Source organism: Ruegeria sp. CH11, assembly GCF_056537105.1.
The window spans coordinates 1-15319 of sequence record NZ_JBQFQX010000022.1; the positions used below are offsets into that span (position 1 = coordinate 1).

Annotated in this window: 17 protein-coding genes and 1 riboswitch; of the genes, 9 read left to right on the forward strand and 8 right to left on the reverse strand. The window is 56.9% G+C overall.

The window, feature by feature from the left end; all coding sequences use genetic code 11:
* A riboswitch (cobalamin riboswitch) is annotated at window positions 1-106 on the reverse strand. This riboswitch is flagged as partial in the annotation.
* A 98-nt stretch (window positions 107-204) separates the two neighbouring features.
* The 7 genes from ACR0LX_RS20830 to ACR0LX_RS20860 all read right to left on the reverse strand — a co-directional run bounded on the left by ACR0LX_RS20830 (window position 205) and on the right by ACR0LX_RS20860 (window position 7304).
* Complete coding sequence (locus tag ACR0LX_RS20830) at window positions 205-693, reverse strand: MSMEG_0572/Sll0783 family nitrogen starvation response protein (protein ID WP_480576917.1); 489 nt, start codon at window positions 691-693, stop codon at window positions 205-207.
* A gap of 75 nt (window positions 694-768) precedes the next feature.
* A complete protein-coding gene (locus ACR0LX_RS20835; RefSeq protein ID WP_480785289.1) occupies window positions 769-1038 on the reverse strand; it encodes a hypothetical protein in 270 nt (89 codons plus the stop codon).
* Window positions 1025-2359 carry an FAD-dependent oxidoreductase gene (locus tag ACR0LX_RS20840; protein WP_480785290.1) on the reverse strand — a complete coding sequence of 445 codons (1335 nt, stop codon included), beginning with the start codon at window positions 2357-2359 and terminating at the stop codon, window positions 1025-1027. The genes ACR0LX_RS20835 and ACR0LX_RS20840 overlap by 14 nt, the downstream gene beginning before the upstream one ends.
* 349 nt (window positions 2360-2708) lie before the next feature.
* Window positions 2709-4229: a lyase family protein gene (locus ACR0LX_RS20845; protein WP_480785291.1), complete on the reverse strand. Its 1521-nt coding sequence runs from the start codon at window positions 4227-4229 to the stop codon at window positions 2709-2711.
* 42 nt (window positions 4230-4271) lie between these two features.
* Window positions 4272-5603, reverse strand: coding sequence for a class-II fumarase/aspartase family protein (locus ACR0LX_RS20850; protein WP_480785292.1), 1332 nt, complete (start codon window positions 5601-5603; stop codon window positions 4272-4274).
* On the reverse strand, window positions 5600-6517 hold the full coding sequence (locus tag ACR0LX_RS20855; RefSeq protein ID WP_480785293.1) for an XcbA family protein: 918 nt from the start codon (window positions 6515-6517) through the stop codon (window positions 5600-5602). Before ACR0LX_RS20855 ends, ACR0LX_RS20850 begins: the two co-directional genes overlap by 4 nt.
* Window positions 6504-7304, reverse strand: coding sequence for a phosphosulfolactate synthase (locus ACR0LX_RS20860; RefSeq protein ID WP_480785294.1), 801 nt, complete (start codon window positions 7302-7304; stop codon window positions 6504-6506). The genes ACR0LX_RS20855 and ACR0LX_RS20860 overlap by 14 nt, the downstream gene beginning before the upstream one ends.
* A gap of 224 nt (window positions 7305-7528) precedes the next feature.
* On the opposite strand from ACR0LX_RS20860, the gene nthB reads away from it, so the two are divergent.
* The 9 genes from nthB (at window position 7529) to ACR0LX_RS20905 (ending at window position 14381) form a co-directional block, all read left to right on the forward strand.
* Complete coding sequence (nthB, locus tag ACR0LX_RS20865) at window positions 7529-8188, forward strand: nitrile hydratase subunit beta (protein ID WP_480785295.1); 660 nt, start codon at window positions 7529-7531, stop codon at window positions 8186-8188.
* Complete coding sequence (gene nthA / locus ACR0LX_RS20870) at window positions 8185-8784, forward strand: nitrile hydratase subunit alpha (RefSeq protein ID WP_480576893.1); 600 nt, start codon at window positions 8185-8187, stop codon at window positions 8782-8784. The genes nthB and nthA overlap by 4 nt, the downstream gene beginning before the upstream one ends.
* A 3-nt stretch (window positions 8785-8787) precedes the next feature.
* Window positions 8788-9159 (forward strand): nitrile hydratase accessory protein, encoded by a 372-nt coding sequence (locus ACR0LX_RS20875; protein WP_480785296.1) that lies wholly within the window; start codon window positions 8788-8790, stop codon window positions 9157-9159.
* Window positions 9156-9569, forward strand: a complete 414-nt coding sequence (locus ACR0LX_RS20880; RefSeq protein WP_480576887.1) for an OsmC family protein — start codon at window positions 9156-9158, stop codon at window positions 9567-9569. Before ACR0LX_RS20875 ends, ACR0LX_RS20880 begins: the two co-directional genes overlap by 4 nt.
* 126 nt (window positions 9570-9695) lie before the next feature.
* Window positions 9696-10226 carry a DUF1097 domain-containing protein gene (locus ACR0LX_RS20885; protein ID WP_480576884.1) on the forward strand — a complete coding sequence of 177 codons (531 nt, stop codon included), beginning with the start codon at window positions 9696-9698 and terminating at the stop codon, window positions 10224-10226.
* 247 nt (window positions 10227-10473) lie between these two features.
* Window positions 10474-11892, forward strand: coding sequence for a YlbE family protein (locus tag ACR0LX_RS20890; RefSeq protein WP_480785297.1), 1419 nt, complete (start codon window positions 10474-10476; stop codon window positions 11890-11892).
* 466 nt (window positions 11893-12358) lie between these two features.
* Entirely contained in the window at window positions 12359-12742 is a 384-nt protein-coding gene (locus ACR0LX_RS20895) for an oxamate carbamoyltransferase subunit AllH family protein (RefSeq protein WP_480785298.1), read from the forward strand.
* On the forward strand, window positions 12732-13877 hold the full coding sequence (locus tag ACR0LX_RS20900) for a trans-sulfuration enzyme family protein (protein ID WP_480785299.1): 1146 nt from the start codon (window positions 12732-12734) through the stop codon (window positions 13875-13877). Before ACR0LX_RS20895 ends, ACR0LX_RS20900 begins: the two co-directional genes overlap by 11 nt.
* A gap of 222 nt (window positions 13878-14099) precedes the next feature.
* Window positions 14100-14381: a DUF983 domain-containing protein gene (locus ACR0LX_RS20905; RefSeq protein WP_480785300.1), complete on the forward strand. Its 282-nt coding sequence runs from the start codon at window positions 14100-14102 to the stop codon at window positions 14379-14381.
* 72 nt (window positions 14382-14453) lie between these two features.
* Here the strand turns inward: ACR0LX_RS20905 and ACR0LX_RS20910 are convergent, their stop codons facing one another.
* A complete protein-coding gene (locus ACR0LX_RS20910; protein WP_480785301.1) occupies window positions 14454-15296 on the reverse strand; it encodes a methylenetetrahydrofolate reductase in 843 nt (280 codons plus the stop codon).
* Window positions 15297-15319 lie beyond the last annotated feature (23 nt).

Sequence of the window (15319 nt, forward strand, 5' to 3'; positions counted from 1 at the left end):
CGCTTACAGTTGCGGGGGCAGTCACGGATTTGACACTCGAGGTCGCACCGTATTCCCTTTTCATCCCTCGGACAAAACCGAAAGAACCATCTTTCGACCAGCTGCTTGAAGACAAAAACTGGCTGGTAATCGAGTTTCGAAACCAAGCAGGATCAGCTGGGTGTCGGGGGACCAAACACCCAGCCAGTGTTTTTGCGATCTGAATCAAAGCGTCCAGGTCGAGAATACAAGCGCACGTTCGCGATACGCTTGAATGTTGGCGTCCAGAACGTCCAGAGGATTGAAGGCCTTGACGCCTGGGATCAGATCGTCTTCGCGCATCCCGTAAAGCGCGCCCATCGCAAAGCGGCAGGCATAGACCTTGGCACCCTCGTCGATCAGCGTCTTGAGCTGGCGGTTATAGCCCAGGTTGCCCGGGAAACCTTCATTGCCAACGGCCGGATAGCCGCGTGCAGCCGACGCCATCAGAACGCCAGGTCCGTACAGAATGAAGGTCAGTTCGAAACCTTTACGCTGCAGGCGGGTGGCCGTCAGCATATTCACCAGTCCGACCGATCCTTCGAACGGAACGGTGTGCATGAATACATAGGCTTTGTCGCCTTCGTTCGCCTTGTGATCCGGAAAGATCTTTTCTTCGACGTCAAAAAGGATGTCACCTTCTTTGGGCGGGTCGATTTTAACAGTTTGAGGCATTTCAACTCCCTTGTTGCAGTGGTGTTTACCTTGATTGTTCCAAGAGGCAGCGCCCCTTGCTGAACCTGTTGAATCCTATTGTTTGGATCGAAAGTTCTTACGCGGCCAAGGCCGTTTGTGGCTGCCGGGAATGACGTCCATGAACCATTTCTTCATGGACCAGGGCATCATGTGATAAATCGGGATAACCAGCTGTCGCCAGAACCTGTCCTTTAGCCCCCGGGGCTTGTTGGGTGGGTTCATTCCGGTCCTGCGCGCCATTTTGTCTTGCGCATCGCACAGAAGGTAATGCTCGGAGTTTTCTCTGAGCCATTGGGAAAACGCCATCGCCTCAGACCTTTCCATCCAGCTTCATAACCGCATCTGCGGCGGCAATCTGGATGGGCTCGTTCAACGCACCAATAGCGGGCGAGTAGACGTTTTCCATCGTTGCCAGAGCATCGATTGTCAGACCGGCCCGAGAGGCCACGCCCAGAAAATCTGCGCGTTCCTTGACGCCTTCGCCGCCAACCATCTGCGCACCCAGCAAGCCACGCGTTTTGGGGTCTACCAAAAGCTTGACCGTTATCGGTCGTACGCCGGGGTAATACCGCGCCCGGGTGATGCCTGTGGTTTTACCACAGACATAGTCCATTCCGACCGCCGTGGCCGAGGTTTCGCCAAAGGAAAATCCGCCGATCATCCACTCACCTGCCAACATGCCCCAGGGAACATGCACCGGCTGGTAGATACGCTCGCCGCCGGCGGCGTTTACACCAGCAACCTTGCCTTGCGCATAGGCGTGGCTGCCAGTCAGCCCCTGCAATGGCAGGTTGGTGACGCCGTGTACGATTTCGGCGCAATCTCCGGCGGCATAGATATCCGGGTCCGAAGTCTGACCCCTGGAATCTATGACGATCCCGCCGGTGCTGCCAATTTGAAGTCCTGTTGCAGTGGCAAGATCGTTATTGGGGACTTTGGGCGTCCCCAGAATGACGATATCGGCTTGAACGTCCCCGAAAGTGGTTTCGACATGCGTGACGTTCTTGTCGCCGCGGAACGCTGTAACCCGCTCGCCCCAGCGCATATCGACGCCTGCCTCTTCCCAGTCTTTGCGGACCGGCTCGATGATATCGGGATCAACCACGTCGGACATCGGCCACGGGTTCGGATCAACCAGCGTCGTCTTGATACCGCGGTGCACCATGGCCGAGACCATCTCGACTGCAATCGGACCACATTCGACGACAACCGCCGTTTTTACATTGTCCAGGAACTTGTCCCAATCCATCGCGCTGCGGATGTTCTTGACGCGGTAGATGCCTCCGAGGTCCTGCCCGGGGATGCCCAGCTCTTTGTAGCGCCAGCCCGAGCAAAGGATCAGCTTGTCGTAACTAATGTCGCCTTCGCCGGCGACATTGATGCGCTTGTTCGTGCGATCGATCGCGTTCACGGTTGTTTCATAGTGAACGTCGATACCTTGCTCCATGTACTGTTCCTTGGTCGCAAGGAACAGCCGGTCGAAGGAATCGATCTCTTTGCCGTGAACGAATGGGATGCCACAGGGGCTATAGGCGACATCCTCAAACTGAGTGTAGACGATGGTTTCTGCGTTGGGGTCCGTCCCCTTGGCTGCTCCGGCTGCTCCAAGGCCACCCGGCCCGCCACCGATCATCACAATTTTCACGGAATTCTCCCCCATCGAACGTTTTATCATCAAGTGTTGATGTTTCGTATCGTAGAAATACATAAACTATCCGTCAAGCTTTCTGTTTACTTTCCTTTTCGAATTGAGTGGGTAAGATTTTCTGAAATCAAGCGCGGATTCGACCCATTGGCTCAGTGCGTCTGCGCTGGTAAATTTTGATCAGTGAAAATTGAATGAATTATTTTATGTTTATTTACTGGCTGTTATGAATTTATTCGGCCCACGTATGGACACGCCCGCGAATTGAATCAACTGCCCCGACACAAGAGGAAGCGGGCCTACTTCCCCCTCGTGCCCGGATAAAGTCCAAAGAAAAATTGAGGCTTAATTATTCACCATTGTTAATGGCTGCTCTTGCCTTTACCAGCAATGCTTCCTCAGCTTCCGAGAATCGACGAAGGGCATCCTCGGCGCTGCGACTCAGTCTCTTTGCAGCGTTCCGGTTTTGCTCGGCCATTTGTAAGACAACCTCGGGCGCGGCTCCGCCCGGTGCAGTTCGCGTGGCAACGATATTGCGCGGGTCAAGCGCCTGTTTCAGCGTCCGCTCATCCGGCGTCAGCGAGATGTTGGCCACCTTTTGCGCGGCATCCGATATGTGCTGGGGCGTGATATCTACCCCGCGCAACCCAGCCCGGCTGGCCGTTCGCACAGCTTCACCCACGATGTTATAGGCCATCCGGTAATCCAGCTTGTGAGTCAGCATAATGTGTTCTGCAAGATCGGTCGCTTGGCAGAAACTGTTTTCCAACAGGGTCCACATACGCTCGCGGTTGACGGTCAGTGTCCCGACAACACCCGTCATCAGGTCGCTGATCCGGGCCGAAAACTCGAGCGCGCGGGGTACTTCGCCATAGGCAAAAATCAAGTTGTCACTGCGCGCAGAGGGGCTTTTGACCACAGCAAGAAATCCGCTGAGCCGTCCGATCAGAACGCCACCGCCGCCGCGCACGATCGACAGGGAATAGGGGTTACGCTTTTGCGGCATCAGAACCGAAGACCGGGTAAAGGGGCCCGCCAGATCCACATAGTCAAACTCCTGACTGGACCAGATCTCAAGATCTTCGGCCAGTTTCGATTGATTGGACAAGGCGCTGACAGCCGAGGACAGGACATCAATGAAGGTGTCCGTTTGCCACATGGCGTCCCGCGTGTGGTCGATGATCCCGTCGAAGCCCATCAATTCGGCGATATACGAGCGGTCATCCAAAAGTTGCGTACCGTTCACGCATCCCGCGCCCCCCGGGCTCTGATTGATTTGCGATAGACAGGTCAGCATCCGCTCGCCGTCCCGCAGGGCGGGCGGGGCGAAGGCCAACAGATAGTGCCCAAAGGTCGAGGGCTGCGCCTGTTGCAGGTAGGTCTGATCCGCCATCAGGACGTCCCGGTGATCCCGCGCGAAGGTGGCGGTTGTTTCTGCGAATGCACTGACGGCCCGGATCAGTTCCGCAGTCAGGCGCCGCATCTCGACCCGCAGGGCGACACGCGCCGCCTCGCGCCGAGGGCGGCCCGCGTGAAGCCATCCCGCTGCATCTCCGATCTGCGATACAAAATGCCGCTCGCGCGAATTATAAGGCTCGCCATATGCGGCATTGTAGGGAAAGTCTTCGACGGGCGTTTCATGCGCTTCTAACAGTACGCGCAACAGCTTTTGGGCGGCATCATCTGGGATGATCTGACGATGCATCAGGTCCAAGACATGACCCAGATCCGCGATATTCAACCCGTGGTGCAGAACAGGCGCATCGGCAATTTCCCATGCAAACCCCGCGTCGATCAGTTCTTGCGCAGGGCCAGAGGCGGACGGCCCTGCCAAACGTTGCGATCCCGGTTTTACATCCTCAATGGTCATGGGAGCCTCCTGTATGTCTTTTCCTTGGGGTAGTCCGGCTTATCAAAACAGCGCTTCACTTTCGGCGCTGCGCCGGTCGGATGCGCGGGCCAAGACCCGGTCCACCATCTGGGCCGACGCGCCGGTCTCAATCTCTGGATCGTTGGCGGGTTCGAACCCTTCGACCAGGTCCGAAAGAGCCTTGGGAATCGTGACGCCTTCTTCGCGAACCTTGCGATATGCGTCCTGCAGCGCCGCTTGCGCTTTGTGTTTGCCCAGCTTTTCCGACAGCGCCGAAAGCACACCTTCCGAGGCGGATTCCTGTAACAGGTTGCTGCGCATCGCATCAACGTTCACTTCAAGCCCATCGACCAGATCTCGTGTCATCGCTGCCGCTGCAAGGCTGTAATGGCAAAGTTCCGGAAAGACCGCCCATTCAACCTTCCAAGACCGGGCATCGCGCTCGTTTTCCTGCAACATGGTTTCTGCCAACACGGATGCGTCAGCGCGCACCAGCTTCGACAGCGCCACGATCTGTTCACTGGATTCCGGGTTGCGCTTGTGCGGCATGGTGATGCTGCCGACCGTATTGGGGTTGGTCCGTTCGGCCAATTCACCAATTTCCTTGCGTTGCAAGGTAAAGGTCTCGTTGGCAATCTTGGCCAGTGTCGCTGTGCTCATCGCCAATAAATGCGCAAACTCGCAACAGCGATCTCGGGCGTTGATCCAGCTAACGTCGGGCTCACCAAGATTCAGTTCAGCGCAAAACCGCGCCCTGAGCGGCATCGCCTGTTCGCGAAAAAAGCCCAGCGACCCGACGGCGCCACCCAATTGCGCCACAAAAAGGCGGCTTTGGGCCTGCTTCAGCCGCTGAAGGTGACGACCGATTTCATCGGCCCAAACGGTCGCCTTCAATCCAAAAGTGATCGGAGAGCCCGGCTGCCCGTGAGTACGTCCGACCATCGGCGTTGTACGATGCTGTTCAGCCAGCGCCAGCAACAGCCCTTCGACCACCCAGAGATCGCGCCAGATCAGGCGGGCGACTGCCTGCATCTCCAACACCTGTGCAGTGTCAGTAATGTCCTGCACAGTCGTGCCGTAATAGACGTATTCCTTGGCCTCTTCGGGCAAATGATCACGCAGGACATGGATCATGCCCAATGTTGAATGCGAAGTCGCACGCGTTTGTGCCGCAATATCCGAAACTGGTAAGTCGATGCGTGCCAAATCTTCGATTACCGGCAGCACTTCCGAGGGTATGATCCCACATTCTGCCTGCGCACGTGCCAAGGCGACAATGACCTGCACCCAGCGGCGAACACGCGCCGGTTCGTCAAAAATCTCGCGCGCCTCGGAAGTTGACCACTGGTGCCCGAAGATTTCGGAATCGATCATATGTGCGACCATGCGACCCCCGTCTGTTCGACGATCAATTCAATCGCTTCGCGGACTTCATCAAGCGATGCGCCCCAGGGCACGAAAACCGCATCCGTGCGATCCTCGATCCCTTCTTGCAGCAGGCAACACCGCGTCAGAACTGGCCCGTCAGATTGCGAAAACTGCGACAGGAATTTTCTAGGGCATGTATCCACCAGATCAGGAGGCTTGTTGTAAAACCAGCTGTGGATCTGATCCGAACGCTCGCAGCCCAACAGCACCCAGTCCTTTTCGGGCGGGCGTTCGTCCAGATACGAAACGGCTGCATTGTCCACTTCAATGCCTGACCCTCGGCACGGGACCAGCAATTGCTTTGGGGCTGGGTGTCGCTCGTCCGCCAGAACATCCCGGCTGTCGGTCAGGACCGGGACAACCACGATTGGGGGCAGGTTTTCGGCCGCATCCAATACCCGCATCACCTGATCCACCAGCTTCGATGGAAAGGGCGGGACGATGTCCAAAACGATCAACCGAATGGGTTCGGGATTAAGAATAAAACTGACATGCGAATACCGACCCTCGATCACAACGCATTTCTGCCCCGGGAACCGTTCGGCCACAGCCGCCAGATGAGAAGGAATGCCCGCATCCGCAAGATCGTCGGTAGCGTAGACACAGTCCCGAGGTTCAGCCAGCATGCGAACAGCCGTGATAGGGGAAAAGAGGTCGGTGTCGTTTGCGCGATCAACCTCAAGCAGCGCGGTCTCTTGCCCACATCTGGCGACAATGAAACGCGTGCGCATATACGCCTCGCGGCCGGTAAAGTGGGGGATCAGCCAGTCGGCATCCAGACATTCGAGATCGGTAGACAGCGCCACCGTTCGATATCTGTTTGGAACGATATTGAGGGCCGAGGCGTCAAAGTCGAACATCCGCGCTGGCCTTTTCAAGCTGCTGAGTCTCCATGGTATCCGCGCGCAGGCCAAGGCGCAGAGTCTCTAAGCCCAGCACTTCGTCCAATTGAATGTTGCCCAGACTTACCTCGGACCCGAAATGCTTGATCAACAAAACCTGCTGATCCCGACGCGGAGCCTCGAAAATAAGCTTGTCCGCATAAGGGCTGTCCATCAATGCCTCGATCAAAGTGCACCGTGCGCTGCCATCGGATTGATACAGGCCGACGGTCCCACTTTCACGACCCTCGGCCACAACCCAGCTAGCACCCGCTGCAAGATCACCCTCGATCTCGGCAATCCAATCTTCCGCATCCGCAGTTTGGCTTGGGTCTTTGCTGCCGACCTCTGCCAGTACTTCGAAACCGGCGTCGCGCGCGCGTGAGATCATCTCCTGCTTTTCGGCGACAGGAATTTCAGATGCGCCATCCGAGATTTCGACACAATCGAAACCGACCTCAGCCGCGAAACGCAACATCGGACCGACCTGGCCCTGTAGCCGTGAAATCTCCATCAAGGTGCCGCCGGTACAGGTTTTGATTCCGGCCTCGCGCAATTCGGCAACTTTCGTGCGCACATTGGGATCTATGTAGGAGATGCCCCAACCGAACTTCCAGATGTCAATCAGACTTGCCGCCTGCTGGATGACATCACGCGTATGAGAAACGGTACTGCCTTTGTCCAGAACATGCGTCAGCCCGGTTGATCTGGGCTTGGGGCTGCGCGGAGCAAGATCGAGGAAACACGGTCTGGGATCGGCAAGCATGTCTAAAATCCTCAATAGTTTTTCCGACTATAGCCAAACGATCTGACCATTACGGATACGACTTAAAGTATTTCGTATAATTAACTTAGTCAATCTTTTTTGTTGGCCCGAAGGGTGTACACCGGGCCGCGTTAGGCATTTCACTAAAGTAACACTCATTTCTTATAGTTGACAACTCATCCCTGTTGCTCATACCTTTTCGACCAAACAAAGGGAGGCGATTCATGGATGGAATACATGACATGGGAGGAACCGAAGGCTGGGGAAGCGTCGAGATCGACCCCAACGAACCAGTCTTCAAAGAGGATTGGGAAGCCCGCGCTTTTGCGTTGAGCCTGGCCTCGATGGGTGTCTCGGGAACCAACCTCGATGCATTCCGGCATGGTTTGGAACGCCTGCATCCCGTCGACTACCTGTCCGAAGGATATTACGGGCGCTGGATCAGCACGGCCGAGCTTTTGTGTGTCGACAGCGGAATTCTACCCCCCGGCGCGGTTGCCGCGCGGGCCCGGGTGATGCAGGGCGAAAAAGTCGATGAGCCAGCGGATGTCGAGACCAACAAACCTCAATATGAACGGGGTGGCGCGGGTTCTCTGCGTGAAATCGAAGATGCTCCGAAGTTCGCGGCAGGTCAGGTCATCCGCGCCTCGTCCGAGCGCAAATCGGGCCATACCCGACTGCCTGCTTATATCCGGGGCCGCACCGGGACCGTCATCGCACAACGGCCAGCAGCCGTGCTGCCAGACAGCACCGCGCATTTCGTCGGCGAGGACCCGCAGCACGTTTACACGGTCGAATTCGACTCGACAGAACTTTGGGGCGACGACGCCGAAAAATCCAAGGTCCGTATTGACCTGTTCGAAAGCTATATGGAGGCCGCATGACCGAACTTCCTCATTCCGAAGACTACCCGTCTCCGCAACTTCGCGTCGAAGCGCTTGAGGCACTGCTGGTTGAACGCGGCCTAGTCGATCCCAACGTTTTGGACGGGTTCATCAATCGCTATGTCAACGATGTTGGTCCGATGAACGGCGCCAAAGTGGTCGCCAAGGCCTGGACCGACGATGACTATAGGAAACGTTTGCTGGCGGACGGCACCGAAGCCTGCAAAGAGCTGGGCTTTGCCGGACCGCAAGGCGAGCATATCGTTGTCGTTGAGAATACGCCCGAGATGCACAACATGGTCGTCTGCACCCTGTGCTCGTGTTATCCATGGCCGCTGCTTGGCCTGCCGCCGAACTGGTACAAAGACCCGGCCTATCGGTCACGATCGGTTCGCGAACCCCGGACCCTGCTAAAGGAGATGGGATTGGACTTGCCTGAAAGCGTGGACATCACGGTCTGGGATTCCAGTGCCGAGAACCGCTATTTCGTTTTGCCGATGCGCCCCGAAGGTACGGACGGCCTTTCCGAAGACGATCTGGCCAAGCTGGTCACGCGCGACGCGATGGTTGGTGTGGCGCAGGTTTCGGCGGGCTGAACCATGACGATGATGGACAATATGGGGCCCGAATCCCAAACGCCCCTGCCCCGCTCGAACGGAGAGCTGGTCTTTGAAGAACCCTGGGAAAGTCGCGCGTTCGGCATGGCTGCCGCGCTGGCGGATCAGGGCGTATTCGACTGGACCGACTTTCAGCACGGTCTGATCGCTGCGATTGCAGACTACGAAAAGGATCACGACAGTATCGAGACGCCTTATCGCTACTACGAACGGTGGTTTGCGGCGCTTGAGTCTCTGGTCGTCAATCATGGGCTGTTGTCGAAACAGGATATAGACGCTCTGATCGAAGACTTCTGCAAACGTCCGCACGGACATGATCACCGTCATGATCACGATCACGGGCACACGCATTGAGCGGCCAAAAAACAGTCGAAAGCACGTGGCGCGGAGGCCTGTGTTGCGACGTCGACATGGGTGGGTTTTCGGTTACGGTCGATGAACCCCCCTCGGTCGGCGGAACCGATCTGGGCCCCGAGCCAACCTCGCTGCTTTTGGCATCGGTGGCGTCCTGTTTCACTGTCGCCATCGCCTATTGCGCACGCAAACGATCGGTCGAACTGACGGATCTCAAGGTTTCGGTAATGGGCAAATATGACGGCCCCAAATACTCGTCTATCACCATATCCAGCCAACTGGGCTGCGACGCATCGCAAATCGACGGCATCATCCGGGCTGCCGAGCGGGTTTGCTATGTCACGAATACGCTCAAAACGACCCCGGACATTCACATCAAGTCAACACCAATCACGCCCGGCGCAGCGTGATCCTGAAATAGTCAGCGCCTGATGCGCCCCGTTGGGCGTGTCTACAAACAATCACAAAAAGCAGAGCCAATCTGCATGCCATTCAGTGGCCTGGTGCCGCTGTGCCAACAGTAAAGGAGACTGATAGTGAAAAGTCTGAATGCGTTAGCCATTAGCATCCCGGTGACCGGGGCCATTGCAACCTACCTCGCGTTGGGACCTCTTAGCGGGTTCTTTCTGATTTGGGCGGCATTTGCCGTCTGGGGCGGATACTTCGCCTTCGGAGCGAACGGGGCCGCCTTCAAAAACATCGTCGTTTGCGGCATTTTCGGCTGTGTCATCGCATGGGTTTCGACGCTGATCATCCTGAATGTCCCGCTTGCAGACGCCCTGGGTCTGCCCATTTGGGCCGCGATTGTCGTCAATCTGGGCGTCGCGGTTGCGGTGCTGGCAGCCAAATCCGAGCTTTTTTCTGCCATACCCTGCACCGTATTCGGTATCGCCAGTTCCTATGCCTATCTGCTGCAGACACCTGACGTCATGAGCACCGCTGTACTGACTTCTGCCAGCCTCGAAAACCAGATCATCCTGATGCCGCTGTCGATCATCGCTGGTGCCATTTGTGGCATGATTTCAGGGACATGGGGGTCAGCCATGACCAGCGAAGCAGAAGCGTAAGCGTAGGCGCTTAGCCGGATGATGCCTGTTTCTACCTGTACGATCCCGTGGGTTTGAATATGGCATCCGCTTTGGGTCCGGGCACTCCACCCGCCCGGACCCAAAGCATTCATCACAATAAACGCACTGACCCGATCGCAGGGTTGCTTGTGTCGGATAAAGTTTGACATGATCACTATAGGTAATTAAACACTTCCTATAAGATATGATCTAGAAGTTACGATCAGCACCGAAAGGAATGACCCACATGACCGCCGCGCCAATCGTGAAACTGCCTGAAAGCGTCAGCATCGTGAATATCGGCCTGCCGTTGTTCGAGACCTCGGCCCGCGATCAGGGCGCATCCGTGGTTGGCGTAGACTGGCGTATCCCCGGCGGAGGCGATGCGGATGTTGTTGCCGCACTGGGTCGCCTGCTTGGTCCGAAGGCCGATATCGTGAACAAGGCCAATGCCGAAGTGATCCACCGCATCAACGAAGGCGTGCCGATGCTCAAGGGTATCGACCGGGCCGGGTCGGTCATTCCGAACATGGGTGAGCGTACGATCCTGCATTGCGGCCCGTCGATTGCGTGGGCGGACATGCCGAACCCGTTGCAACGGTCGATAAAGGCGGCCATCGTCGCCGAAGGATGGGCGAACGATGTCGACGCCGCCGAAAAACTGGTAAACTCTGGCGAGGTCGAACTGAAACCCGCCAATGAAAGCTCGACCGTAGTGCCGATGGCCACGTCGATTGGACCGTCAGCTCCGGTTTATGTTGTTGAGAACGAATTTGGCGGCACAACCGCATTCTCCAGCGTCAACCAGGGCTCGGGCCAGGTCGCCTGGTTCGGCGTCGACAACGACGAAGCCATTGAGCGGTTGCGCTTCCTGCGCGACGCTGTGGGACCGGTGCTGGCACAGGCGATCGCAAACAAAGGGGCGATCGACGTTTTGTCTTTGGCGGCCCAGGGCGTTCCGATGGGCGACGATGTCCATATGCGGGTTCAGGCAACAACCAACCTGTTCCTGCGCGATCTATTGCCCTTCCTGGTCGCCAGCGACCATGACCGCGCGGCCGAGGTGGCCACCTTTCTCAGCGGCAATCACCTGATGTTCCTGAATGTCGCGATGGCAGCGGCAAAATCGCTGGTCGATTCCGCATCTGATGTGGAAAATTCCAGCATCGTCACCACCATGAGCCGCAACGGATCGACCTACGGTGTGCGCCTGCCCGGCAAAGCCGGAAGTTGGTTCATCACGGATTCGCCTCCGATTCAGGACGCACTGTATTACCCAGGTCAAGGCCCGGAAACCAGCGCGCCTGATATCGGCGACAGCGCGGTGCTCGAGCTGATCGGCTTGGGCGGCCCAGCGGCCGCAAACTCTCCGGCGGTTGCGGGTTTCTTGGGCGGACGCATGTCGGATGCCATAGCCGCGACGCAAAGCATGCAGCGCATCTGTTCGGGGGAAAGCACCCGGTTCCGGCTGCCAATCCTGGACAACGTCGGCACGCCTGTCGGTGTGGACGTTCGCAAAGTGGCCGAGCTGTCGATCACTCCGGCCGTGAACACCGGGATCATCCATGTGTCAGATGGCACCGGACAGGTAGGGGCGGGCGTCGCGTGGGCACCGGTTAAGTGCTTCGTAGACGCTTTGCTTGATCTTGACCGCCGCATTACCTGAGGTTTCGCCGGTCTATCTGGCGGACACGATGGGCGATGGGATTCCCGTCGCCCAAAAGGGCGGTTCGATCAAAGCAAAGGTCACCACCACGTTTTCTTCAGGGTTCTGCGTCGAAGACGAAATCGGGCGAATTTTTACGATCGGAAGTCCGTCAGTCCCGGCAGGACCACTCCACCTAATTCTGAAACATCCCTTACCAAGACCGGATATCGGAACAACCGTCCGGCTCCGGTCAAACTCCATTGATGTCGGACCGACTGCGATTTGGCTGAAATCGGCCAGACGCTATTCTCCGTTCATGCCCCGGCCCTGTGACTTGGCTCTTGCAATTCCGGTGCTAGCCAGCCTGTACGATTCCCGTAATCATCCCCATGAAATATTGCCGCGCGTTTCCTCGCTAACATCCGCCGTCAACGCAGGCGATCTCGATGCGGCCCGTCAAATCCTGCAGGGACGGCACGGCACTATGACAGCCGGAGGTAATGACGTCTTGGCAGGTCTGGTGTTGTTTCACGCTTGGAGCGGCATGCGGTTCAAGAACCTGTTGAATGTCGCGCGGTACACACGAACCAATGGACTCAGCCGCTCCTATCTGAAATGGGCCGCGCTGGGTCAGAGCATCCAACCCGTGCATGATCTGATCCAGCTTGCTCTCAAACTTTCGCTTGAAATCCGACCCTTGCCGTCGCGACGCCTGAAGGCGGATTTGACGCGAGCGTTGGATGATATGTGCGACATTGGACGCTCGTCCGGGTTGGCTTTGCTGACCGGTCTTAGCCTTGCGGCCAAATTGCACTGGACACCTGCCGATTGTCCGATGGAACAGGGAAACGACAAAAATGCGCCGTGATACTAAGCTGATCCATTATGGCCGCCGCCCCTTGCCCGGCCCCGCAAATCCGACGATTGAGCGGGCTTCGACAATTCTGCACGATACCATGTCGTCATTCCGCGACGCGAAAGAGCGGCGGTTAACGGATGACCATGTAGTGTCCTATGGAAGGCGTGGAACATCCACGGCGCATGCCTTGTCTGCCGCACTTTGTGATCTGGAACAGGGTGACGCATGTTTTCTGTACCCGTCTGGGGTCGCAGCGGTCACTACAGCCCTGACTGCATTCCTGCGGGCAGGCGATCACATCCTGATGGTGGATGGCGCGTTTCATGCAACCGAAAGCTATTGCCGCGACTACCTTGAACAGATGGGTGTCAGCTTGTCCTTCATTCCCTGGGACGTCACCGACCTGTCGCCGTTTGTCAGGCCCAATTCAAAACTCGTTCTGGTCGAGTCCCCGACGTCGCTGACATTCAAAGTGATGGACCTCCCGGCGCTATGCAAAAACGCTCAGGAACTGAATCTGACTGTGATCGCTGACAACACCTACGGGTCGGGATGGTTGTACCAACCTCTTGACCTTGGATGCGATGTCTCGGTTATTTCGGGCACCAAATACCTCAGCGGTCACGCGGACACGATGATGGGGGCCGCCGTCTCCAAAGGTGCAGCAAGCGCAGCTTTGCGAGCTCACACGCTGAGAACGGGTCAACTGCTTGCACCTGATGAGGCCTATGCCTGTCTGCGCGGTCTGCGAACCCTATCGCTTCGGCTTAATCGCCACGCCGAAACCAATTGCCGTATCGCTGATTGGCTTACCGACCGACCCGAGGTGAAACGCGTCTGGCACCCCGGACTTGCCGACCATCCCGGTCATCAGGTCTGGGCGCGCGACGCACGCGGGGTGAATGGATTACTGAGCCTCAGCCTTGCAGATGGGCTGGACCCGGACGCCTTTGTCGACGGCCTGAACCTCTTTGCGATTGGCGCGTCGTGGGGCGGTTTCGAAAGCCTCGCCTTGGCGCTTCAACCCCAACAAGGCGTTTCAAGCGATGATCGCCCGCAAGTGAGGCTGCATTTCGGGCTGGAACATGCCGATGACCTGCTAGTCGATCTTCGGGACGCATTTCACAAGCTAACTGCCGTTTGAGATTGCGCCTTGGCGTCGATGCTGGCCCACCGATTGTTTCAATCAATACCACTGTTCATATCAGGCAAAGCGAGACATTTTCCTTTATTGATTGTATAATGTATGCCATACATAGCGCGTCGATTCTGAGATGGTATGGATACCGAGATGGAAGAAAGAAACACGCGAACTGCATTGGGCAGGGGTTTTGCCCTACGGTGCCCGAATTGCGGCAAAGGACACGTGCTGCACAACTATCTTAAAGTGAACGACACATGTTCGGAGTGCGGCTTGGACCTGACCCACGCGCAAGCCGATGACGGCCCAGCGTATTTTACAATTTTGATCGTCGGCCACCTTGCAGGATTCGCCCTGCATATCATCTGGTCCGTCTGGGAACCTACGCCACTGGTGTTGGCGCTGGTCACGTCGTTTGGCGCAGTTGCGCTGTCCCTCTTCTTGTTACCGCGCTTCAAGGGGGCGCTGATCGCCCTGCAATGGGCTAAGCGCCTGCACGGCTTTTGAAGTCCAGTGTCAGAAACTAGCGCGGGGATGCCATATCCTTGCGCTAGAACGCCGTTCTCCGTGTACGATTACTCAAGCCAGCATCTCTGCAGCGACATTTGGCAATCGCTTCTCGCTGATCTTTGCATGCCACTCGGCGGTGGCTGCGGCGCCACCAAACGGATAGAGGTGGAGCGCCGTATTTCCGATGCCCCGAGATTGCAGCCCATGCGCCACAGCTTTGAACAAACCGGTACAATCAATATTCCCGTCCGAACTGCTGCTGAATTCGTCCAGTTTGCGAATTGAGACTCCAAAGGCCCGAGCAAATCTGAGCAGACGATCCTGCCTGGTCGGTCCTGGGAGTCCAATCCGTATCAGCTGACTGATGCCCTCATCCCTCAGCTGACTGACCCATCTGACAATTTTGTCCGGATCAAAAGCCAATTGTGTTGTTACGGTCACGTCGCATCCGCTTGCTGTCAGCAGCTTAACCTTTTCGATCAGATCCGGCACATCCGTCCTATATCCGTTGGCGACGTTCCCCTCGGGGAAGCCTGGCAATGTAATGCTATGTAGTTGGTATTTTTCGACCCAATCCGTCGCCAGTAGCTCTATTGAACGCTCGAACGGACCTGACGCTTGTGACGGATCCCCGCCGACGACCATAAAATGCCCATTTGCACCCGCAAAACGCAGCTTTTCGGTCAGGTCAAACAGGTGCTTTTTCGACCGCACCCGGCGCGCAGCGATGATCGGCACCGGCAGCATTCCAGCCGCCTCAATCCGGAGCACCGTCCGCAGCCTGTCGTAGTCATCTTCGTTGTTCAACCAGGCCACGTTTACAGGGGTTTTCTCTGGAAACAGATGCGCCGACGCCGTTAGCTCAGCGACGGTTTTTCCGGTCGCCTCAAGCGATACAGAATTCGCATTCATCTTTGTTTTTCCTTCGGAAATGC